This window comes from Asticcacaulis endophyticus (genome assembly GCF_014652575.1).
GTDB classification, from domain to species: Bacteria; Pseudomonadota; Alphaproteobacteria; order Caulobacterales; family Caulobacteraceae; genus Asticcacaulis; species Asticcacaulis endophyticus.
Genome location: NZ_BMZB01000001.1, coordinates 1,852,558 through 1,875,631, shown reverse-complemented (window position 1 = coordinate 1,875,631; position 23,074 = coordinate 1,852,558). Strand labels below are relative to the sequence as shown.

The window sequence follows — 23,074 nt, the reverse complement described above, 5'->3', positions numbered from 1 at the left end:
AAATAAAACCCAGGCCCGATGGGATGCGCTAACCCAAGGCCTGACTGGTGATGGCGAATAATTTGAGTGATGAGTCCGTTGCCGGTTTTGTGACTGCCGCACGTTTCATGGTGACGACCCGCCCTACCTGAGTAAGGCCTGCTTCATCAAGCCAAGGCGTGAGACCGCTCTCCTCAGTGACATCCAGGCGAATAAACAAACCTGGATTTGAGCCCAGCCAGTAAGAGATAATCGCCTTGGCACCATTCAGGTCGCGGGCAATAACCGGGCCAATACTGTAGCCCCGCCCGAAACGGCGCATCAACGCAAAGCCACGGATGTCACCCTCGCAATCAATGACGATACCCTTGGCCTTAGCAAACACGGCCCTATAAAGGCCCTCACGTTCAAGACCGGTAACTTCTGTATCCAGTTGAATAAGTGCCGGGCGATCCGAAGTCCCCATGGGGCGCAAACGCTCACCTTCACCCAATTCAATGACCGGCATGGAAAAGGCAGACCCCTGATGCTGATGGATGGCCCCAACCGGCACAAAGCCCAGTTTTTGATAGAGCGGCAGGCCTTCGTCGGTGGCATTTAGCTGCACGGTTCGGCCATCGGCGGCTTTCAGGGCGGCATTCATCAACTGACGGCCTATGCCTTGCCCCTGATAATCTTCAGCCACGATGACCATCCCCAGGCTGGCGGCATCTGCGCCGTACGGCCATAACATGGTAGTGCCGACAATTTGCCCCTTACTTTCGGCAACAAAGCCCTGCCCGAGGCGTAACAGTGCTGACCAGTCTTCGCGGCGATGGGGCCAACGAACCGCCATGGACAGGCCATAGGCCTGATCAAGATCAGCCGGCGTCATCGCTCGGAAACTTAAGGCCGCGTCCGTCACAGTGTCCATTACTGCATCCTTACTCAATACCCTCAATCTATAGCGCCGAATCCATGGCATTCCATGCCGCAGTCGCAAGCAATTCAGAACAATCTTGCGACTTTCGGGTTCTTTTGCCCCTGCATCTGCCGCGACCGGAGATTAAATTTGGGAGGCAATTCAGCCTTATGTTTAAGAGTCGAAACAGCCATGTCCGCCCTCACCGCTTACGATATCGACCCCAATACTATCACTATAAAAGGCACGCACTTTATCGGCGGCCAACGGGTAAACGGTGCAGGTCAGCCTCTCGATGTTCGCCGCCCTTCGGATGGGCAGGTCTATGGCTATATCCCCTGCGCCACAGCGGATGAGGTTGATGCCGCGGTAGAAAATGCCGCCCAAGCGTTCAAACAGAGCGGCTGGGCGACCATGCCACCACGTGATCGCATGAAAATCCTGCGCCGGTGGGCTGATCTGATCGATGCAGATGTAGAAGCTCTGGCGCCTCTCGAAGCGGTGGGATCGACCCGCCCTCTGGTTGATGTCAAGGCGTGGGATATCCCTTTTACCGCCGAGGGCATTCGCTTTTATGCCGAATTTGCCGACAAGATGGGTGGCGATGTCGCGGCGACTTCGTCCGACAAACTGGGCCTGATTATTGCCGAGCCTTACGGTGTGATCGGGGCCATATCGCCGTGGAACCTGCCCTTGGTGATGGGAAGCTGGAAAGTCGCTCCCGCCTTGGCCGCCGGCAATGCCGTGGTGCTCAAGCCCTCGGAATTGACTCCGTTTTCGATGGTCAGGCTGGCAGAATTGGCCATAACGGCGGGAATTCCGGCGGGTATTTTTAATGTCATTCAGGGCCTTGGGCACGAAGCTGGGGACGCACTGGTGCGCCACCCCAAGATCGCCAAAGTGACCTTTACCGGTTCAACCCGCACCGGATCGGCGATCATGGCCGCCTGCGCTCAATCGGGGCCCAAGCCTGTTACCCTGGAGCTGGGGGGTAAAAGCCCTCAAGTAGTGTTTGACGATATCAAGGACGTGGATAAGGTTGCGGCAACCATTGCCCGTGCCATCACCCTCAATGCCGGCCAGGTCTGCGTCGCCGGATCGCGCCTGATCGTGCAGGCGGGCATAGCCGACACACTCATCGCGCGGGTGACAACGATTTTCCAAAGCCTGCGCGCCGGACCGACCTGGGATAGCACAGCCACCTTACCACCGATCATTTCAGCTAAGCAGTTCGATGATATCGACGCCATCGTTAAACGCACCCTGACGGGCGGCGCTGAACTGATCACCGGATCGGGCCGTGCTGATGGCCCTTCATCAGGGGCCTATTACACGCCCACCATCCTGTCGGGGGTTAATCAAACTACTGAGGCCGTGCGTGAAGAGCTGTTCGGGCCGGTACTTACCGTGCAAACCTTTACCGACGAAGACGAAGCTTACGCCTTGGCCAACGACACCCAGTATGGTCTGGCGGCCGGTATTTTCACCTCTGATCTTGAGCGCGCCATGCGTGGTATGCGCCGCCTTGAAGCGGGCACGGTGTGGATCAACCGTTATGGTCGCAGTCATGATTTCATCCTGCCGACCGGCGGCTATAAGCGCTCCGGCATTGGCAAGGATCTGGGGCGGCAGGCGTTCGAAGCCAATCTGAAATTCAAAACGGCCCTGATAGAGTTCTAATCACATCAGGGCATTGTCAGCGGCTCCCCGCTGGCTAACTGCAAAGGGCGTGTCTCAAATCCCCCCTGAGACACGCCCTTCTTTATTTCAAGCCGCTCATTAAACCGCAACCGGTTTCAAACGACGAATATCGTACATCTCTATAGGCGTGGTCGTGGCCCCTTCATCGATCAGTTCTGCCATAACGTCACCGACCGCCGGGCCGACCTGAAAGCCAGACCCGGAAAACCCAAACGCGTAATAAAGCCCGCTGGTAGTCCCCGATGGCCCCATGGCAGGCAGCGAATCGGGCATATAACCCTCGATACCGCTCCAGGTGCGAATGATATTAAGCCGCCCCAAGGCTGGCACCAGTCGACGGATTTCGCGAAGCTGGGTCAGGGTATTTTCCGGCTTCACATAGGCGCGGCGGATATCCGGGTAGGACGCTGCACGGGTGGAGCCGCCAATAATGATATTACCGCGCGGAATTTGCCGAAAATAGACGGTCTCGATCTCCAGAGGCGTCGAAACCCCCACCGTCGGCATGAGAGTATAGGGCACGGGTTCGGTCACTGACATATTGGGACCACGCGGCGTCAAGGGTACGGGCTCGCCAAACTGTTCCGACAAGGCATTGCCCCAGGCACCTGCGGTCACCAGCAGCACCGGCGCTTTGAACACCCGACCGCCTTTGGCCGTCACTCGAAAGTCTACGCCGTCTTTTTCAGCCCGCACCACCTCGGTATTTTCGCAGATGTTGGCCCCCAAACGTGCTGCCGCCCGCCCAAAGGCCGGGGCCGCCAGACGCGGATTGGCATGGCCATCGGTCGCTGAATAGGAACCGGCATAGACGTCCGGCCCCAGAAACGGAAACTTTTGGCGCAAGGCATTGCCACTGAGGATTTCAAGATCAAGGCCGTACTGTCTGGCCTCACGGGCATAGGTTTCAAAACTGTCGGCCAGTTCGGCGCGCTCACGGTAGCAGACCCGCATGTGACCGGACTGAATATATTCGACGTCTTCGCCCAGAAGTGCGTTCATATTGCGCCATATCGGCGAGGCCCGACCGGCCAAAGGTAACTGAAACAGAGGACGGCCCTGACGGCGAACATTGCCAAAATTGACGCCCGACGCCTGCTGACCGATCAGGCCCGTTTCCAGCAAGGTCACCGAGCGATTGCGCTGACGCAGGAAAAAGGCTGCCGACGCCCCCATCAAGCCACCACCAATTATGATGACATCCGACTGATTATTGACAGATTGGCTCATTTAGTCAGTTCTCGTACAGTGGAAATGGCCGCTGCCGCTTCGTCGTCCTCTATACAGATGGGCAAGGGCTTGACCGGGGCCTGACCCCGCAGACGCCCCGCCTCAGACACAGGAATCCCGGCCGCTGCCGCGATAATCTCAGCTCCAGCCAACGCACAATACCGCCCCTGACACCTGCCCATGCCCACACGGCTGAAAGCCTTGGCGCGGTTGGCTTCCTTGGCCCCCATGGCATTGACGGTGCGGCGTAGTTCACCGGCCGTGATGGCTTCGCAACGACAAACGACGGTTTCATCGGGCAGTTTCGCCGCCTGCTCTGCGGGCCACGGGAACGCCTCACGCAAGCCAGTGGCAAAGCGCTTCCAGCAGGCCATATCCTGCCGCAGAGCCATAATCTCATTGTCTAAGACCGGTGCCCCGGCGTCTTTCAGGCACGCCAGCGCCGCCAGCTTGCCGCTGACCTCCGCCGCCCGCGCCCCTAAGATGCGCGCCCCGTCTCCGGCCAGATAAACATTGGCCGTGGTCGCCCGCCCGTCTTCATCGACCTTCGGATACCACAGGTGCGACTTTTCATCGAAGGCGAACTCGCAGCGCGTCAGATCCGCCAGTTGGGTTTCCGGGCGCAGGTGATACCCCATGGCCACGGCGTCGCCCTTGATCTCACGGTGTTCGCCAGCCCCCGTCTCAAAGATCAGACCCGACACGCCAGATTCGACGTCACCGGTGATTTCAAGCGGCCTGATACCCGTCAATACTGGAACACCGGCGGCTTTCAGAGCCAACGTAAATTTCAGACCATTGATCAATGCGTCGGGCGCACTCATCAGCTTTGGGGCTGCCACCACTCGCTTGATAAAGCTGGACGTGTCGAGCACTGCCACCACTCCGGCGCCGGCCTTGAGATACTGGCTGGCCACCAGATACAGCAACGGCCCCGTGCCCATGAAGATCACCCGCTGGCCAATCGACACCGCTTGCGATTTCAACGCCACCTGCGAGCCGCCCAAGCTGTAGACCCCAGCCATGTCCCAGCCCTTGACAGGCATCAGCCGATCCGTAGCCCCTGAACATATGATCAGGGCATCGTATTCGATCGTCGTTTCACGCTTTTCTGAGACGGCAAACACCCGCCCGTCAGAGATATTCCACACCAGAGTTTCCGGCAGATAGTCGATCTGATCGACCAAACCGTCAAAGGTATCGTGAATACCTTGCGCGCGAGACGCCTCGGTGCCGTACAGGGTTTCAAGGCTACGCGTAAAATTATCCGGTTGGCGACGATATATCTGCCCCCCCGCGCGGCGGCCTTCATCGATGACGGTTGGGCGCACACCCGCTGCCACCAAGGTTTGCGCGGCACGTACTCCGGCGGGTCCGGCCCCGATGATAACGACCTTCAGTGTGTTTAGAGCACGTCCGACCATGAAACCTCCGGAGGGTTAGTGCGTATATTCAGGCCGTCACTGACCGCCGTTGAGCAGGACCGTAAGCGCTCGCCGTCTTCGGTCCACACCCAGCAATCCTGACAAGCCCCCATCAGGCAAAATCCGGCGCGCGTCCCATCGCCAAACTCAGACCGACGCAGATGGCCATGGGCACTCAGCAGCGCCACCATCAAGGTATCACCTTCGAGGGCCGCGACGGGCTGCCCGTCGAGCGTAAGATTGACAACCTTACGGCCGGTTTCCGCCAATCGGTAAAAACGCGGGGCCATAGTCAGACAGTCTCCAGTTGGGCGGCCCTCAAAGAAGGCTCATCAAGATGACAAAGGATGTTGCGTCCATCACTCAGGGCATGACGCGGGGCGGGCATGGTATCGCACAGACCGGGGATTTTGAGCGAGCAGCGTGGCAGGAAGCGACACAGGCCATCTTCGGGTTGCGCTTGTGCGCCCGAACTGCCGGGACGCGCCTCTTCCAGCCAGCCGCGACGCAATTGCGGCACCGAAGAAATGAGAAGGTCGGTATAAGGATGATAAGGTGCCGATTTAAAGGCCTGCGATTGCCCCGCTTCGACCTGAGTACCGGCATAGAGCACCATGATATCATCGCACACGGCCCGCACGGCAGAAATATCGTGGCTGATGAAGACATAGGTCAGGTTCAACTCATGACGCAGCTCCGCCATTAGGTCGAGAATAGCTGCGGCGACCACTGAATCCAGCGCTGAGGTCACTTCGTCGCACAGGATCAGGTCGGGCTTGGCGGCCAGCGCTCGCGCCAGGTTGACCCGCTGTTTTTGGCCACCCGACATCTTGCGACACAGCCGATCAGCACTTGATGACGGCATGCGGATCAAATCAAGCAGTTCGTTCACCCGCTTCGTCAGGGCCTGACCTTTCAGGCCGTAATAGAACTGTAGCGGTCGGGCCAGCACTTCGCCCACCGTCTGGGCAGGATTGATGGCAGTATCGGCGTTCTGGAACACTATCTGGATGCGCCGGAGTTGATCACGACTGCGGGCGCGTAGCGACGGTGGTAACACCTCACCATGAAAACACACTTGTCCGGCGGCCGGCGGCAACATCCCGGCGATCACCCGCGCCAGGGTCGATTTGCCTGAGCCAGACTCGCCGATAATTCCTAAAGCCCGCCCCGGTTCAATGGTCAGATCGATATTATCAAGTACCGTCTTTTGCAAACTGCCGTCACGGGCCTTGCCGTAACCCGCCTTCATGCCCTTAATTTGCAGGATAGGCGCCATCGTCCCCAAGGCTTTGGCCGGTGACGGACGTACCCGTTTTTCGGGCTGCGCGGCCTGCATCAGGCTTTGGGTGTAATCGGCATCAGGTTCGTGCAGTATCTGATCACGCTGGCCAGCCTCACGGACTTCGCCGTGTTGCAGGACAACGATCTGATCGGCGATTTGTGCCACCACCGCCAGATCGTGAGAGACATAAACCGCGGTGACACCCCGTTCCTTGACCGCCGCTTTGAAGGCCCGAAGCACCTCAATCTGGGTCGTGACATCCAGTGCCGTTGTCGGCTCATCAAAGATCACCAGGGCCGGATCAGCCATCAGAGCCATAGCCGCCATCAACCGCTGCAACTGCCCGCCGGATACCTCGTGGGGGTAACGATGGCCTAATGTTTCGGGGTTAGGTAACGCCAAAGATTTAAACAAACCAATAGCCTTGGCCTCAGCCACGGCACGCGTGCACATCTGCGTGGTCACGGCGGTCTCGATCACCTGATCCATGATACGCACTACCGGATTAAAGCTGGCGGCAGCACTTTGGGCGACATAGGCCACAGTCTTACCCCGCAGGGCGCGCAGTTCATCCGATTTCAGCGCCAATACATCCTGATCACCGACCTGAATGCGGCCGCCCACGACCTCAAGCCCAGGACGTGTATAGCCCATCAGCGACAGGGCAATGGTTGATTTCCCTGAACCGGACTCACCGATCAGGGCCAAAACCTCGCCCTTTTTGATAGAAAAGCTGACGTCACGAATGATGGGAATGGGCATCCCGCCCTCACCGCGTGCGGCGACCTTAAGGTGGCTGACATTGACGGTAACGGCCATGCTCAGTGCCCTCCCTTGCCATTACCGGATTGCGGCAAGGCATCGATCAACAGGTTGACGCCGATGGTCAAGGTGGCGATGGCGATGGCGGGCGCCAGAATGGCCGGGGCAATATCCTGCAAGCCCGACATGTTCTCACGCACCAGCGACCCCAGATCGGCGGCGGGCGGCTGCACCCCAAGGCCCAGGAAGCTCATGCCACTCAGCAGCAGCACCACGAACACAAATCGCAAACCGAAATCGGCCATCATCGGATTGAGCATGTTGGGCAGGATTTCATGAAAAACGATGTAGAGCTTACGCTCACCGCGGACACGGGCCACTTCTACATAATCCATAGAATTAAGATTGACGGCCAATGCCCTGGCAATACGATACGATCCCGGAAGATAGATGATCGCCGCAGTCAGCAACAACAACGGCAAGGACGCACCAAATACCGCCACCAAAACCAAAGCGAAAATCTTGGACGGGATTGAAATGAGCGTATCCATCAATCGGCTGATCACCTCATCGAGTACGCCCTGGCTTACGGCGGCATACAGCGCCAGAAAGGTGCCTGTAGCACTGGCCAACAGCGCCCCAAAAAATGCCAACCCCACAGTATAGCGTGTGCCGCTTAACACGCGGCTTAAGGTATCGCGTCCCAGATAATCGCTGCCCAGCCAGTGGGTGGCACTCATGGGCAGGAACACATCGTCGGCGACAAAGGCGCTGGGGCTATAGGGCGACAGAAAGGCCCCAAAGACAGCGATAAACAGCCAAAAAATCACCAACACCAGACCTACACGCCCGGATATCGAAAGGGATTTCCAGGCGCGCTCCGCCACCGCAAGTCCATCTTGCGGCAGGGCTTCAGCATCAAGGGAATAGGATTTTCTCATGAGCGCGCAAGCCTCGGATTAGCCAGAATGGCCGCCACATCAGCAATCAGCACCAAAACCATATAGGCCGTGCAGAACACCATGGTGCAGGCGAGCAGAAGCGGCATGTCGCGGCTGGTGACCGCATCGACAATCAGGCTGGCCACGCCGGGATAATTGAAAACGGTTTCAACAATGACCACACCACCCAGCAGATAGGACAATGACAAGGCCACCGCATTGACGATGGGCCCCGTGGCATTGGGCAGGACATGGCGCAGGATAACCCGTGGTTTGGTGAGGCCTTTGAGTACGGCCATCTCAACATAGGGCTGATCCAGTTGATCGGCGACAGCAGCGCGGGTCATGCGCGCCATCTGGGCCACCACCACAAAGCACAGGGTCATGACAGGTAAGGCATAGGCCCGCGCAATTGATGCCGGATCGGCGACATCAGGAATGATCGTCAAGGCCGGCAGCCAACGCAGGCTCACTGCAAACACCAATACCGACAGCGTCGCCACCAGAAATTCAGGCACCGCCACCATCGACAGGGTCATGACATTAAGTGCCCGGTCAATGAAGCTGTTGCGATAGATCGCCGAAACAATACCAATGGTCAGCGACACCGGCACCGATACCAAGGCGGTCAAACCGGCCAGAAACAGGGATTTGGGCAGCCTCGTGCCGATAATTTCCGCAACCGGCAGACCGCTGATCATTGATTGACCGGGATGCCCCGACACCAGACCGAACAACCACTGAAAATATCGCACATAGAGGGGCTGATCGAGGCCTAGCTTCAAGCGCAAAGCGGCAACGGCTTCAGGGGTTGCGCTTTGGCCCAGCATCTCTGACGCCGCATCACCGGGCAGCATCGAGCTTAGGATAAACACTAACAGCGATACCAGCCACAAGGTCAGTAAGGCCGCGCCGAGGCGTTTCAAGATGAGAAGACCGACGCGCATCACGCCCCCCACCACACATATTCAGCAAAACCATAGCCCATCAGCCCACCAATCGGCACCGGCTCATAGCCCATCAGGCGCTTATCATAGGCATCAACCAGACTGATGAATACCGGGATACCCACACCGCCCTTTTCATGGACGATGGTTTGCATATCACCGTACAGGCTTTTGCGCTTGGCCTCATCGGCTTCGGCACGCGCCAGAGTCAACAATTGATCAAAGCGGGCATTCTTCCACCCGGATTCATTCCACGGCGCGTCGGATTTGAAGAACAGACTGAACACCAGATCAGCCGTTGGGCGCGGATTGATATTGCCAAAGGTCAGGGGGTGCTTCATCCAGTGATGCGACCAGTAGCCATCGGCGGGTACGCGTTTGACTTCGAGATTGAGCCCCAGATTGGCCCCGGCCTCCTGCATGATCATGGCCATCTCGACCGAGCCTTCGGCCGCAGGCGAGGCAAACAAGGGTACGCGCGTGCGACCAATTCCGGCCCGTTTGAAGTGGAACCTTGCTTTATCCGGATCAAACGTCCGTTGAGGCAAGCCTTCGAGGTAATAGGGATTGTTGGGCGCAATCGGTTGATCATTGCCAATCGTCGCAAAGCCTCTGAACAATGCCTTGGAGATGAGTTGGCGGTTCAGCAGGTGTTTTATGCCGAGGGTAAAGTCTTCGCCACCAAAGGCATCCTGACGCACAATCAGATCGGTATAGAGGCTTGATTTGGTCTCAACTACGGTATGCTTGTTTGATCCGCGCACCCGACGGGTCGAACGTGGATTGATCGGACTGATCAACTGTACATCGCCTGACAATAGCGCATTGACCCGTGACACCTCATCCGGGATGCCGATCAATTCGATCTCATCCAGATAGGGCAGGCCTGATTTCCAGTAATTGTCAAAACGCGTGCCAACGGTACGCACCCCCGGCTTAAACTGCGTACAACGATAGGGGCCTGTGCCGATAGCGGTTTTGAAATCGGTCGTGCCCGCCTTGATGATCACAAAGTGCGAGGCGGCCAAAATCATCGGCAAATCGGCATTGGCCGTGGTCAGGCGGATGGTAACTTCCGAAGGGCCAGTTTGCGACACTTGTGCAAACTGCTCGGCAATCGGCTTGACTTTGGACGAAGTATCCGGATTTTTATGGCGATTAATCGAATAGACGACATCTGCCGGTTTCAATCTTGCCCCATCGTGGAACACAACGCCCTTACGTAAGGTGACGACCCAGGTAATGCGGTCTTTGGTCTCAATTGACTGAGCCAGGGCCAGTTTATAGGTCAGGCCCTTATCATATTGGGTCAGGCCGCTATAGAACATGTAGTGGCGCACATAATCGGTGGACAATGCCCCCTTGGCCGGATCAAGCGTATCGGCCATAGAACTGGACATACAGGCCACGCGAATACGACCGCCGCGCTTGGGCTTAGGTTGGGCCTGCACGGTTTGCGGCAACCACAAGCCTGCCGCCGTGGCGGTCAGCCCGGTCAGAACGTCACGACGATGAGCAAGGTCCTGAGCCATCAGTGTAAAATGTCCTGAAGCTTATAATAGGCCCCGACAACCGGCAAAAACCATGGCCGACCCGTGTAGAACGGAATAGCCGACCAGTTTAAATCCCAGGGATTCTCAGCTTCACGACCGGCGATTTTCGCGCCCATGACCTGTCCCATATGCACCGACATCTGCACGCCATGACCGCTATAGCCCATGGCAAACGACATGCCCTCATGAGTGCCGGCGCGTGGCAGGCGATCTTCGGTCATATCGACCTGCCCGCCCCAGCAATACTCAATGCGGACGCCCATAAGCTGGGGGAAAATATCCGTCATGGCGCGCTTAAGCACCTCACCGCTCTTGCCGTCGGAACGCGGGCTCGACATGGCAAAACGCGCCCGACCGCCAAAGATTAGCCGATGGTCGGGCGAAACTCGGAAATAGTTGCCAACATTCTTGGAGGTCACATAGTTGCGACGGGTCGGGACGATCTGATCGAGAACGGCCTCAGACAAAGGTTCGGTCGCGATGATAAAGCTGCCGACCGGAACAATACGCTTGCGGAAATACTGAAAGGGCTCAGAATTAGACGAACTTGGTCCCGTGCCGCCAGTGGCCAGCAGGATATGCGCCGCTTCAAATGTGCCGCGCTGTGAGGTAACCTCAAATTTTGCGTCACTCAGGCGCCGAATGGCGCTGACGGCACATTGGTCGAAAATCTGCGCACCCGCCGACACAGCCCGATCGGCCAGACCGCGTCCGAAGCGGCCAACATGCAATTGCGCCCCCGTGGTTTGCACCAGACCACCATGAAATTGAGTTGAGCCAATCTCAGATGCCATATCGGCAGGCTGAACCAGCTTTACATGGCGGTCAACGCCGTCCACAATCAGTCGCTCATAAGCCTTTTCCAGCTTTTGGAAATGCTCTGGTTTAGTCGCCAGCTTAAGGCGTCCACAGCGGTTAAAATCGCAATCAATAGCTTCATCGTGAGCCATGGCCTCCACCGTATCGACCGAAGCCGCATAGGCACGGTACATGGCCTTGGCCTGATCCTTACCTAAACGGTTCGCCAAGGCACCGTAATCGTGGGCGGTGCCGGAATTGCACTGACCACCATTGCGCCCTGACGCAGCACCCATAACGTCACCAGCCTCGACCACCACGACCTTAGCGCCCGTCCTGGCCAGATAAAGCGCCGCCGACAACCCGGTAAACCCCGCCCCGACAACGCAGACATCATACTGTCCCGCAACGGGTCCTTCGACCGCACCGGTAAAGGCCGGGGCCGTATCAAGCCAGTAGGACAAACCGAGGGGATGGGCGACGGCGCTCATGTGATTACAAACCTACCAGACCCGCCAGACCACCAATATCACTGATTTCGGCGTAGTTATAGAAAGGCGTACCCGGCTCATGGCCACGATTGACGAAGGCTTTGTCCTTGATGCCGATATCATTAGCCGACATTATGTCATAGCGCATGGATGACGACACGTGCAGGAAGTCTTCGGGCTTGGCGTCCAGAGACTGGATCATGTATTCAAATGGACGCAAACGCGGCTTATAGGCCTTGGCTTGCTGGGCAGTGTAAACACGGTAGAACGGCACGCCAAGGTTGGTGACATTGGACGGGATCTGCGTGTCCATGGCATTGGACAATATCACCAGCGGAATTTTGTCAGCGATCTTGGCAAGCCCGGCCGTGACATCCGGATGCGGGCCCCAGGTCGGCACAGCAGCGTAGATTTCGGCCACATCAGATTCGCGAAAGGGCACCTTCCAGCGATTAGCCGTACGCAGAACCGAATTATAGACGATCTCGTAATAGGGCTTCCAATCCCCCAGGACCTCATCAAGACGGTAACTGGAAAAATCCTTGCAGAAGGCGTCCATGTGTTCAGGTGCTACGCGATCAGCGAACAGCTTGCGCGCCATCGGCGCCATCTGGAAATAGATCAGGGTGCCGTAGCAATCAAAGCTGATATATTTCGGTCGGAAGGTGATGGTCATGGGAATACTTTCGAAGATTATATGCCGACCTTAACGCAGTTTAGACTCCGCTATCGCGCCGATTACGCCTCAAAATCGATGACAAAGCATCTTTTCACGGCAAATAATCAGCATAATTTGCCGTGATGGATTTCAAGCCTCAATAGCCGCGTTTTCGGTCGATCTGTCCAACCATATCCTGCCCTGAGCGATGACGGCGCACATTGTCCAAAAGGACGTGCCCGGCACTATCCGCATCGGTCATGGCTGCGATGTGCGGTGTCAGCAAAATACGGGGATGATTGAAGAAAGAGTGCGTAGCCGGCGCCGGTTCAACACTCAGCACATCAATCACCGCGCCTGAAAGCTGGCCACTATACAACGCATCAATCAGATCAGCCTCAACCAGGTGCCCCCCGCGCCCAGCATTGATCACGCTGGCACCTTTTGGCAGGCTTTCAAACAGACTGCGGCATAATATTCCGGTAGTTTCAGCCGTCAGTGGCAACAGGCAAATCAGGATATCACAACCGGCCAAAAAAGCTTTGAGTTCCCCCTCTCCGGCAAAGCCTTCCACGCCGTCAATTTGATGCGCCGAACGGCTCCAACCGCGCAATTTAAACCCAAAGGGTTTGAGGCGATTGATCGCCACCTGTCCCAGTTGCCCCAGGCCCATAATTCCGACGGTGCGCTTTGGGCCGGGTATCAGCGGAATTTCATGCCATATTCCCGCGGCCTGCTGATGGTGGTAATCCATCATATGCCGGTGTAAATAGAGTGTAGCGAAGGTGATATATTCGCCCATGCCGTCACTGATCGACGTATCGATCATCCGCACGACCTTGATGTGGGCTGACACATGGCTAAGGTCAAACTGATCGGCGCCCGCCCCGACGGAAAAGATCACCTCTAATGCCGGCAGGCTATCGATCAGTTTTGGTGTAAATTGCCAGGTCACCAGATATTTCACGGCCTTAAGGTCGCAAGGTTCCGGCCAGATATGAAAGGCCAGATCGGGCATTTCACGGCTAAAAATCGCCTGCCAGGCCTGACCGCGCGTCACTTGAGATTTGTACAATAAGCTCATGATCAATTTCATAAAAAAGCGCCCTCCTTAAGGTGAAAGGAGAGCGCAAAGTTAAATCCAGGTCGTAGAGTGGTCGTTTAGAAACTATAGCCCAGGCTGATCTTGGCGGTGCGTGGAGCCCCCGGCATGATCCACAGGCGCGAATAAGAGGCGCTGAAGTAATCCTCGTCGAACAGGTTATTGATCTCAGCCGTGACCTTGATGTGTTCGGTCGGCTTATAACCGGCAAACAGGCTGACCAGAGTGTAGTCCGGCAGCATGAATTTGGTGCCGGTTTCGCCAAGACGTTCACCGACATAGTTGGCACGGGCACCGACGCTATAGACGGTATCACCAGCATGGAAGTCCTTGAACACCATGATATTGCCGCTGTTTTTGGCAACGTTGATCAAGGGATCACCGGCCAGCACCGTCAGGCTGAAATCAGGGTCTTTCATCCCTTCCGACACATAGGCGTCGGTATAGGCATATGATGCCATGATCTTGATATCACCGGGTAATTCCAGTTTACCGTCCGCTTCAAAGCCCTTGCTTTCGGCCTTACCCACAGCGATGGAGAAGTTGGCATTAATCGGATCGGCGGTCAGGATATTGCTCTTTTCCGCCTTATAGATCGACATCGAACCGCTCAAAGCACCATCAAAGGCTTCAGCCTTCATGCCAAGCTCGATGGACTTGGACAATTCCGGCTCAAACGGGTTGTTGCTGGCATCAGCACCCGATTGAGGACGGAAGCCTTCGCCATAAGACGCATAGACCGACACCGTCTTAGTAGGCTCATACACCAGTCCGACCATGGGTGAGAACTTCGAGATGTCATCCGGGATCGTAATATTAGTGGCACGGTTGATGAACTCGCGCTCAAACTTGTCATAGCGGCCACCGATCCGGAATTTCCACTGATCGGTCAGGTCGATCTGATCCTGAAGATAAATCCCCTTGGATTCAACCTTTTCCAGTGTGTTCGTAACCACGGCTGTTGTGGCAGGCAGCTTGCCATAGGCCGGATTGAAGATATTGACCGAATTGGCCGCCGCTTCAGTTTGGGCTAATGAGGCTGTGCCGGGACGATAGCGCTTTTGAATATTATCATATTCCAGATCTTCGTAATCCGCGCCGATCAGGATATGATGCGTAAAGCTGCCGGTCTTGAAGCGACCCGACAATTCAGCCCGCGGCAGAACACTTGAGGTCTGATAATCACGCTCACGACGCTGACGCGACAGGTTGGTGCCGTCGAGATAGAGCTTTTGACGGCCCGTTGCCAGTTCGGCTTCGGTCGAGAAGCCCTGGAAGGTGGTATCGCGAATACCCAGCCCTAACAGTAAATTCCAGTTGGTGCTGATTTTCTGGGCAATACCGAACTGATGGCCGACCGCGTTGATCTTGATCGGTCCGTCACCGGGCTCTCCTAAGAAACGGTTGGCGGGCACGGTGTTCAGGTTACCATTCACCACCACGATACCCCGATCGAAAGGCACTTCCTGATGGGTAATGCTCAGGTCATAGGTTAGCGTCGTCGTATCGGTCAGGCGTGCCAGAAACGACGGATTGATGCTGTATTTCTTTGATTCAATCGTGTCGCGGAAGCTGCCTGCTTCTTCATAGGAGCCCGTAATGCGTCCGGCGATATTGCTGGTGATCCTGTTGGTGTAATCGGCATCGACACGATAGAGATCAAATTCACCGATCGTCGCATTGACCGAACCTTCCTGAGAGAACTTAGGCTTCTTGGTGATAATATTGACCGTACCGCCAGGTTCACCGCGACCGAACAGCGCCGAGCCAGGTCCCTTGATGATTTCGATGCGCTCGACATTGCCGGCATCGCGGGGGCCACCGTAACCGCGGCCTTCGTTATAACCATTGACCAGATAGCCGGACGGCATGTTCGGATCGCCAACAAACCCACGAATAGCAAACGAATCCCACAGACCCCCAAAATTGCTCTGGCGCGAAATGCCCGAAGCCATATCAAGCGCGGCATCCAGACGGGTGATGCCCAGATCCTTGAGCATTTCACCATCAAGTACCTGCACGGCTTGGGGTACGCTTCTTAAGGGCACATCACCGCGAAATGGCTGACGCTTACCCTGGATAACAACTTCTTCGACCTTGTCGGCCGGAGCGGCATCTTGTGCAAAGGCGGCAGGTGCCGTCAGCAAAAGTGCGGAGCCTGCCAAAAGGGCGGATTTGTAGTGCTTCAGAATAGTCATAATAATCCCCTATTATTGCAAAAGATGAAAGCAACGCTCACCCAATTCCGTCGTCCTCAAGATCACACTCAGGACACTACTGCGGTGCCTTAAATCGTAATCTGTATTCGCCCCGATATTTATGTATTTTTTTATTTGCTGATAATCAGAGTGGCGCAAATATGAAGTTTTTGTGTCCGAAAATCAGCGGTATTTGAGGCGAAGCGTTTGTAAACGTCGATCAAAACGCAGATTATATCGCGGCTTGAATTTAGAGATACCGCAGGAAGGCCAAGTCTTTGCGGCGCTTCTTGAGGTTAGAGAACCAGCGCGCCGGGAAATACAGCGGCACGATCATCACCAGCCACATCACCCACACCGGCCATAGGACACTGACGCCAAAAAATGCGCCCTGATTGAGTCCCCAGATAGCCACCCCGCTCAGATAAAACGCTTTAAGGACAAACAAGTGCAGCAGATAAAAGAACATCGGCGCGCCGCCCAGAATGGCCAGTTGCTTTAAACCCGGCCCCTCACCGGCTTTTTCAAACACACTCAGCAGGATCAGTCCCACACCAATGGTCGGCATCAGAAACAGCAGTGAAGGCGGATACTTCGTCAGGGCCAGAAAGCTCATGACGGTGCGCACCGGCTCATCGGTGATAAACCAGGGCTTATCGCCATACACATTCAAAGCCCGCAGTAAAACGAAACCAATGACCAGACCAATACCCAGCACAATCAGGTTCTTCTGACGCTTCACGGCATCCGATCCTTTGGCGTACCATGGCCCCATGGCATACCCCAGCAGCATGACACCGATCCACGGCAGAATAGGATAGGTCGTCTTGGCGATCAGGTCGCCGCCCAGGTGGATCACATCGCGCTGATGCAGCATGGCCCATGGCACAAAAAATGGGGACGAGGCATCAAGCTTGATGCCGTCGAGCAGATTATGGCCACAAACAATCACTAGCCCCAACGCAATCTGAGCCTTGCGTGGCAGATAGATCAGGGATGAGAGAACGATCATACACAGTCCAATGGCCCAGATGACCTGTAACCAAAAGGTATGAGGGATCAGATTGCCCGACCAGGCGATGCCGACTACGAACAACTCCAGAAGCATCAGGAACGCCCCGCGCTTGATCAGGAAGGCCGAGACTTCTTTTTTAGTGTGGTTCTGACCATATAACCAGGCCGAAAGCCCGGTCAGGAACACAAACACCGGCGCACATAACATGCTGGAGATGCGGGTGAAAAACAGTGCCGGATCGGTGGTCAGGGCCGCCATGGGGTCAGACACCTGATGATGCAGGAAAATCGTCTCACGTACGTGATCCAGCAACATGATCACCATGACAAAGCCGCGCAGAGCGTCGATGGCAATCAATCTTTGGCTGGCAACAGGTATAGCGACAGATTTTGGCGGCGACAGAACACCGGATGTCGATAGGGGGGTGGCTTGGGTCATCAACGGCCTCCGCAACTCAATATGTTATTTTATAACACCTACGTAGCCCGCGCGGTTTCGTCAACAGGGTCTATGACATTTCCCCATTGCCGCGCTGAACCTGAACGCATCATGACATATTAATGAAGGCCTGTTCGGCGTCATGCCGTATGTACCGGTGCGACAGAGGGTTTTAACCAAAAATATGCCCTAAACAGCATAAGTCGCGCATCTGTCGCATGTGAAACGACTGCACTTACAGGGCACTCACACCGCCAATCAGCATGAACTTGATGTCGAGATATTCTTCAATGCCGTATTTGGAGCCTTCACGACCCAGACCGGAGTCCTTGATACCGCCAAACGGGGCCATTTCGGTGGAAATCGCCCCGGTATTCAGCCCCACCATGCCGGTTTCAAGCCCCTCTGATACCACCAGAGCCTGGGACAGATCACGCGTAAAGACATAGGCCGCTAAACCAGTTGACACCGCATTGGCCATAGCCACGGCCTCAGACGCATTATAAAAACGGAATATGGGCGCCACCGGTCCAAAGGTCTCTTCCTGAGATAAAGCCATAGCGGTCGTGGCATTGGTCAGGATGGTTGGCGCAAAGAATGCCCCCGCGCCGATATCATTTAGCGCATGTCCGCCCGTAATGACCTGCGCTCCCTTTGAGACCGCATCGGCCACATGGCGTTCCACCTTATCGAGGGCCGCTTTGTTGATTAGCGGCCCTTGGGTCGCACCGTAGGTCAGCCCTGTGGCAACCTTCAGCGCGTCGACCTTGAGTTTCAAGGCCGCGACAAAGCGATCATAGATGCCATCCTGTACGAGGATACGGTTAGCACAAACGCAGGTCTGGCCGGTATTGCGAAACTTAGACGCCATGGCACCTTCGACCGCCACATCCAGATCGGCATCATCAAAGACGATCAGGGCGGCATTCCCTCCCAGTTCCATCGACACCCGTTTCATGGTGCCAGCACAGGCGGCGGTAAGGAACTTACCCACGGCCGTTGACCCCGTGAACGTCAGCTTTCGCACCCGTGGATCGCCGGTAAGCACTGAGCCTATACCTTGCGGTTGCCCCGTCACCACATTGAATACACCGTCAGGTATACCGGCTTCCTGCGCTAAAACCGCCAGCGCCAGGGCCGTCAAAGGCGTCAGATCAGAAGGCTTCAGCACTACCGTGCAGCCAGCCGCCAAGGCAGCCCCCGCCTTACGGGTAATCATCGCTGCTGGAAAATTCCATGGAGTTATAGCCGCCACCACTCCAACGGGCTGCTTGATCACCATCAATCGTTGATCAGAACGTGGCGCCGGCAAGGTATCGCCGGAAATGCGCTTGGCCTCTTCGGCAAACCATTCAATGAATCCTGCGGCATAGGCAATTTCACCAATGGCTTCGGCATAGGGTTTGCCTTGCTCACGGGTGAGGATCAGGGCAATATCTTCGGCATGAGTTTCGATCAGATCGAACCAGTTCCGCAACAACTTGGCCCGCGTCTTGGCCGGTAAGGCCGACCAGTCGGATAAGGCGGCATGAGCGGCGGTGACCGCCCGCTCCGCTTCACCCGCGCCCATATCCGGTACCGTGGCTATGGTGGCAAGACTGGCAGGATCATCAACATTGATTACCATGCCAGCATCGGCATCGCACCATACGCCACCAATCAGGGCCTGCTGCCGCAAAAGGTCAGCGCGCTTTAATCCCTCAATGCTCATGCCTGCAACGCAGCCGCAATAGCGGCCCCCAATTGATCGGTGGTGGCCGTCCCGCCCAGATCAGGCGTCAAGGGCGCATCAGCGGCGGTCAGCACGGTTTCTATCGCACGCATGATGGCTGCCGCGGCTTCGGGTTCTCCCAGGTGCTCCAGCATCATTGATGCCGACCAAATTTGGCCAATGGGGTTAGCTATGCCCAGTCCAGCGATATCCGGCGCCGAACCATGAACCGGCTCAAACATCGATGGATACTTGCCTTCAGGGTTGATATTAGCCGATGGCGCCACGGCAATCGTACCTGTCACCCCCGGCCCCAGATCGGACAGGATATCGCCGAACAGGTTCGAGCCAACCACCACGTCAAAGCGTTCCGGGTGCATAACAAAACGCGCACATAGAATATCGATATGATGCTGATCGACCTTGGTGTCAGGATATTCTCTGGCCATGGCCTCGAAGCGTTCATCCCAATAGGGCATGGAATGATAGATACCGTTTGACTTAGTGGCCGACGACACATGCTTGCGCCCCAGCCTGTTGGCCAACTCAAAGGCATACCGCAAGATGCGGTCAGTGCCCTTGGCGGTAAAGCGAGCGACCTGAGTGACGCCTTCGGTCGGCAGGCCTTCATCATAGCGTCCACCTTCCTGCGAATACTCACCTTCGGAATTTTCGCGGACGATCCAGAAATCGATATCACCCGGTTTTTTATTGGCCAAGGGACATGGCACACCCGGCAACAGACGCACAGGCCGCAGGTTGACATACTGATCAAAGGCCCGGCGAATAGGGATCAACAGCCCCCACAAGGACACGTGATCCGGCACACCCGGATAACCCACCGCGCCCAAAAAGATGCTGTCATGTCTGGAGAGTAGCTCCAAGCCATCATCAGGCATCATTTGCCCCGTGGCCTTGTAGGTCTCGCAAGACCAGTCATAGTGACCATAGTCTAGACCAAAGCCAAATTTGGCAGCAGCCGCATTCAACACCTCAAGGGCGGGCGGCATAACCTCCCTCCCGATACCGTCTCCGGGAATGACAGCAATGGAATAGGTTTTCATTATAATATCCTGAAATTACTATGATTTAGGCTCAAACATATCCTGATAAAAGCCTGATGTCTTAACAATGACCGTCAGCGGTGTTTCGCCCTGATTGCGGAAATACCAGCCATGCTTGCCATCAAATGGCGCGGTAAAGGCGCCCTGATCTTTGCTGAGGCCTTTCTCTTTCCAGTATTGGGTAAACTCACCATCCGGCGCACCGATCTTTTCGCCGTGCATGTCAGCCTTGACCGGAGCCGTCGAAGTCCAGCTATAGATAAAGTGATCGCCGCTCTTCATATGGGCCTTGATCTCAGTACCTTTGTGCGGCGCCAAGGTGATCTGTATTTCATCGGAACGCATCGGTGTTGACTTGACGATACTGGCCTTGGTCTGCACCGGCACCACATAGGCACCCTCGGCCACAATCGTAGCATCAGGCGTATCATCAGCGGCATCTTCGCCACCGGCCATCTGGGTCAGCCCCAAAAACTTGCCCACACCGGTAATGTCGATGCCCCGTTCCGCCGGCAAAACGAACAGGATAAGGATGACACCCGCCGCCACAAACGCAGCTCCCGATACCTTGATCAGGGCCTTGGCCGATACCGCATAGGTCGTTTCAGAATTGGTCATCTCATCTGCTCGCCAAATAGCCGGATAATTGATAGCCGATCAGGATAAAGCCCGCGCACATCAGCAGCCCATTGGCCACGACAGCGCTGCGCTTAAACGACGGTGTTTGCCGCCACAAAGTCATAAGGATCAGGATCAGGATCAGGCTAAGGGCCAGGAACTGACCAATTTCGACGCCGATATTAAAGCTGATCAGGTTGCCGAGCAGCCCATCACGGGAGAAGGATAGCTCCTGGATCTTGGTCGCCAGTCCGAACCCGTGAAACAGACCAAAGACCAACACAGCCAGACGCGGATTGGGGTTGAAACCGATAACTTTTTTCAGCCCACCCAGATTATCAAGCCCCTTATAGACAACCGATAACCCAATGATGGCATCGATCAGGAAGGGATTGGCCCGAATATTAAACAGCACCCCCACCAGCAAGGTGATCGAATGGCCGACCGCAAACAGGGTGACGTATTTGGTGACGTCCTTGAGCCTGTATAGAAAGAAGATCACTCCAAACAGAAACAACAGGTGATCATAACCGGTGACCATGTGCTTGGCCCCCAGGTACATGTAGGGAATGACATGCACACCCTGCATCGACTGGATATAGGCCTTGTCCTTGTCAGAAACGCCGTGCGCAAACGCATCGGGCGCGTACAATACCATGAACGCCACAAGGACACACAAAGTACAAAGCACACCCCATCTGGCCGAAAAGGCTTTCGGCGGAGAAACCGTCATCGCGGCACCCTCATAAAGACTGATTATTTCAGGGTATAGGTGGTAAAGGTCTTGGCACCCGATGCCTTATCAACCACCGTTACGCCGACTGTAGCCCCTTTGGGCAACTTGATCCCAGCACCGACAAAACCATTACCGGCACCGGCCGCCAGCGGCAGTTCGGTCTTCTTACCAGCCACGGTCAGGGTTAACTTGGCCGTAGCTGCCGAACTGGCGACCGGTTCATCGTCTTCGGAGACATAAAGCTCGACGCTTGTGGGCTTGACCACCAACTCAAAAACCGTCTCACCCGACATCTGCACGATGCCGCCATGCTGGGGCTTCATATTGCCGTGGGCGAATGCGGCCATGGGGGCGCCAAGTAGGGCCAATGCTAAAAAAGCAGTCGTAAAACGCATAGGGAAAACTCCTTATTCGGGCTTATGAGGCAGAACGAACGACAAAGTGGCGCGGTGTTCGATATGATCGTACTTGGCCGCATTATCGGTTTGGCCGACATAGATAGCGACCACAACATTCAGGCCTTGATTGCGTATATCAAATGTTACTGTGCCATCGTCAGCGGTGATCTGAGGCGTTTGATCGGGATCGTTGACGTAATCGCGAAGGATTTGAACGCCCTTTATCGGCTTACCCTTGAACATGACTTTAAAGGTTGCAGGCTTATTGTACTCAGCCGGAATTTCACCGACCGGGACGATTTGAAGGTCCTGCCCTTCGAGTAGCGGCACCTTGGCCGTCAGCGACCCCAGAAAGACGCCGTACTTATAGTTATGCTCGGCGACGACAGCGTCAGGCAGTTCGTCACGGCCTTTCTTGTACCATTCGCCGTCCTTGCCCTTGGCCCAGATACCGTAATCCATGACGGCGGCCACAGTGGTAACCGGATCTTCGCTGTCCACCGTAGCGATCGGGCCATTGGCCTTGATGGTGGTGGGCACCTTTTGCCAATCAGCATCATAGCCATTGACCGTTTGTAGCAAAGGCAAACGCTTGACCGCATCCAGATCATCGGCCCCCACGCCATAGATCATCGCCAGTTGCTTTGCGCGCTGGGCAAACCAAATGGCGTGCGCCGAAGCTGTGGTTGAATTGGCCAGCCCCGCGACCAGGGCCACCACGCTAAAAATCGTCGATACCGTTTTCAGTTTCATGCGCCCACATCCTTATGCAAAGCCATTTAAGGACAAAGACGCTACCATACTCAAACTGCATGACCTGCTTTTTTGGCGCGAAGATCTAGCGGCAACAATCGATTTTAAAGCCCAAACGGCACATTCGCCGTTTTCGCCTCTACAGCTAATCTTGTTATTATCGTTCAAATCTGCCCTAGGATTGTCATTGAGGCACGATCCGCCCTGTGGGGGCGTTCGGACGTAAAGCGTTCAGTCATTTCACCTGTTCTCGCGTCCGCCGCCACGGCGTTCAATTCGCTCTCCTTCGAGGCGGCCACCCCCGTCTCAGTCATCATGGCGTCTTACACCGTTATGATAGGAGGCCAAAGGCCATGACCTTTATATTGCCA

At 55.9% G+C, this 23,074-nt stretch carries 20 protein-coding genes; 1 reads left to right on the top strand and 19 read right to left on the bottom strand.

What is annotated here, in order from left to right; translation table 11 throughout:
• Positions 1 to 28: 28 nt before the first annotated feature.
• Positions 29 to 892 (bottom strand): GNAT family N-acetyltransferase, encoded by an 864-nt coding sequence (locus tag IE102_RS08385; protein WP_189485929.1) that lies wholly within the window; start codon positions 890 to 892, stop codon positions 29 to 31.
• A 180-nt stretch (positions 893 to 1,072) separates the two neighbouring features.
• Between IE102_RS08385 and IE102_RS08380 the strand changes: the two genes are divergently transcribed.
• Complete coding sequence (locus IE102_RS08380) at positions 1,073 to 2,560, top strand: aldehyde dehydrogenase family protein (RefSeq protein ID WP_189485928.1); 1,488 nt, start codon at positions 1,073 to 1,075, stop codon at positions 2,558 to 2,560.
• A 99-nt stretch (positions 2,561 to 2,659) separates the two neighbouring features.
• Here the strand turns inward: IE102_RS08380 and IE102_RS08375 are convergent, their stop codons facing one another.
• The 18 genes from IE102_RS08375 to IE102_RS08290 all read right to left on the bottom strand — a co-directional run bounded on the left by IE102_RS08375 (position 2,660) and on the right by IE102_RS08290 (position 22,703).
• Positions 2,660 to 3,811, bottom strand: a complete 1,152-nt coding sequence (locus IE102_RS08375; protein WP_189485927.1) for an NAD(P)/FAD-dependent oxidoreductase — start codon at positions 3,809 to 3,811, stop codon at positions 2,660 to 2,662.
• Complete coding sequence (locus IE102_RS08370) at positions 3,808 to 5,235, bottom strand: FAD/NAD(P)-dependent oxidoreductase (protein ID WP_189485926.1); 1,428 nt, start codon at positions 5,233 to 5,235, stop codon at positions 3,808 to 3,810. The genes IE102_RS08375 and IE102_RS08370 overlap by 4 nt, the downstream gene beginning before the upstream one ends.
• Positions 5,217 to 5,525, bottom strand: coding sequence for a (2Fe-2S)-binding protein (locus IE102_RS08365; RefSeq protein ID WP_189485925.1), 309 nt, complete (start codon positions 5,523 to 5,525; stop codon positions 5,217 to 5,219). The genes IE102_RS08370 and IE102_RS08365 overlap by 19 nt, the downstream gene beginning before the upstream one ends.
• A 2-nt stretch (positions 5,526 to 5,527) precedes the next feature.
• The gene (locus IE102_RS08360; protein WP_189485924.1) at positions 5,528 to 7,339 is read right to left on the bottom strand and encodes an ABC transporter ATP-binding protein; all 1,812 of its coding nucleotides are present in this window, start codon (positions 7,337 to 7,339) and stop codon (positions 5,528 to 5,530) included.
• Positions 7,340 to 7,341: 2 nt separating this feature from the next.
• Positions 7,342 to 8,223 (bottom strand): ABC transporter permease, encoded by an 882-nt coding sequence (locus tag IE102_RS08355; RefSeq protein WP_189485923.1) that lies wholly within the window; start codon positions 8,221 to 8,223, stop codon positions 7,342 to 7,344.
• Positions 8,220 to 9,170: an ABC transporter permease gene (locus IE102_RS08350; protein WP_189485922.1), complete on the bottom strand. Its 951-nt coding sequence runs from the start codon at positions 9,168 to 9,170 to the stop codon at positions 8,220 to 8,222. The genes IE102_RS08355 and IE102_RS08350 overlap by 4 nt, the downstream gene beginning before the upstream one ends.
• Entirely contained in the window at positions 9,170 to 10,702 is a 1,533-nt protein-coding gene (locus IE102_RS08345; protein ID WP_189485921.1) for an ABC transporter substrate-binding protein, read from the bottom strand. Before IE102_RS08345 ends, IE102_RS08350 begins: the two co-directional genes overlap by 1 nt.
• Positions 10,702 to 12,012, bottom strand: a complete 1,311-nt coding sequence (locus IE102_RS08340) for an NAD(P)/FAD-dependent oxidoreductase (RefSeq protein ID WP_189485920.1) — start codon at positions 12,010 to 12,012, stop codon at positions 10,702 to 10,704. Before IE102_RS08340 ends, IE102_RS08345 begins: the two co-directional genes overlap by 1 nt.
• A 4-nt stretch (positions 12,013 to 12,016) precedes the next feature.
• Entirely contained in the window at positions 12,017 to 12,688 is a 672-nt protein-coding gene (locus tag IE102_RS08335; RefSeq protein WP_189485919.1) for a haloacid dehalogenase type II, read from the bottom strand.
• 139 nt (positions 12,689 to 12,827) lie between these two features.
• Entirely contained in the window at positions 12,828 to 13,754 is a 927-nt protein-coding gene (locus IE102_RS08330) for a 2-hydroxyacid dehydrogenase (protein ID WP_229807630.1), read from the bottom strand.
• Between the two features lie 77 nt (positions 13,755 to 13,831).
• Positions 13,832 to 15,970 carry a TonB-dependent siderophore receptor gene (locus IE102_RS08325; protein ID WP_189485918.1) on the bottom strand — a complete coding sequence of 713 codons (2,139 nt, stop codon included), beginning with the start codon at positions 15,968 to 15,970 and terminating at the stop codon, positions 13,832 to 13,834.
• A gap of 250 nt (positions 15,971 to 16,220) precedes the next feature.
• Positions 16,221 to 17,423 carry an acetyltransferase domain-containing protein gene (locus IE102_RS08320; protein WP_189485917.1) on the bottom strand — a complete coding sequence of 401 codons (1,203 nt, stop codon included), beginning with the start codon at positions 17,421 to 17,423 and terminating at the stop codon, positions 16,221 to 16,223.
• A 235-nt stretch (positions 17,424 to 17,658) separates the two neighbouring features.
• Positions 17,659 to 19,134: an NAD-dependent succinate-semialdehyde dehydrogenase gene (locus tag IE102_RS08315; RefSeq protein WP_189485916.1), complete on the bottom strand. Its 1,476-nt coding sequence runs from the start codon at positions 19,132 to 19,134 to the stop codon at positions 17,659 to 17,661.
• Entirely contained in the window at positions 19,131 to 20,198 is a 1,068-nt protein-coding gene (locus IE102_RS08310; RefSeq protein WP_308429912.1) for a tartrate dehydrogenase, read from the bottom strand. The genes IE102_RS08315 and IE102_RS08310 overlap by 4 nt, the downstream gene beginning before the upstream one ends.
• 18 nt (positions 20,199 to 20,216) lie before the next feature.
• The gene (locus IE102_RS08305; RefSeq protein ID WP_189485915.1) at positions 20,217 to 20,816 is read right to left on the bottom strand and encodes a hypothetical protein; all 600 of its coding nucleotides are present in this window, start codon (positions 20,814 to 20,816) and stop codon (positions 20,217 to 20,219) included.
• A 1-nt stretch (position 20,817) separates the two neighbouring features.
• Positions 20,818 to 21,549 (bottom strand): HupE/UreJ family protein, encoded by a 732-nt coding sequence (locus IE102_RS08300; protein ID WP_189485914.1) that lies wholly within the window; start codon positions 21,547 to 21,549, stop codon positions 20,818 to 20,820.
• 23 nt (positions 21,550 to 21,572) lie between these two features.
• Positions 21,573 to 21,899, bottom strand: a complete 327-nt coding sequence (locus tag IE102_RS08295) for a hypothetical protein (RefSeq protein WP_229807629.1) — start codon at positions 21,897 to 21,899, stop codon at positions 21,573 to 21,575.
• Between the two features lie 60 nt (positions 21,900 to 21,959).
• Complete coding sequence (locus tag IE102_RS08290) at positions 21,960 to 22,703, bottom strand: DUF4198 domain-containing protein (protein ID WP_189485912.1); 744 nt, start codon at positions 22,701 to 22,703, stop codon at positions 21,960 to 21,962.
• Positions 22,704 to 23,074 lie beyond the last annotated feature (371 nt).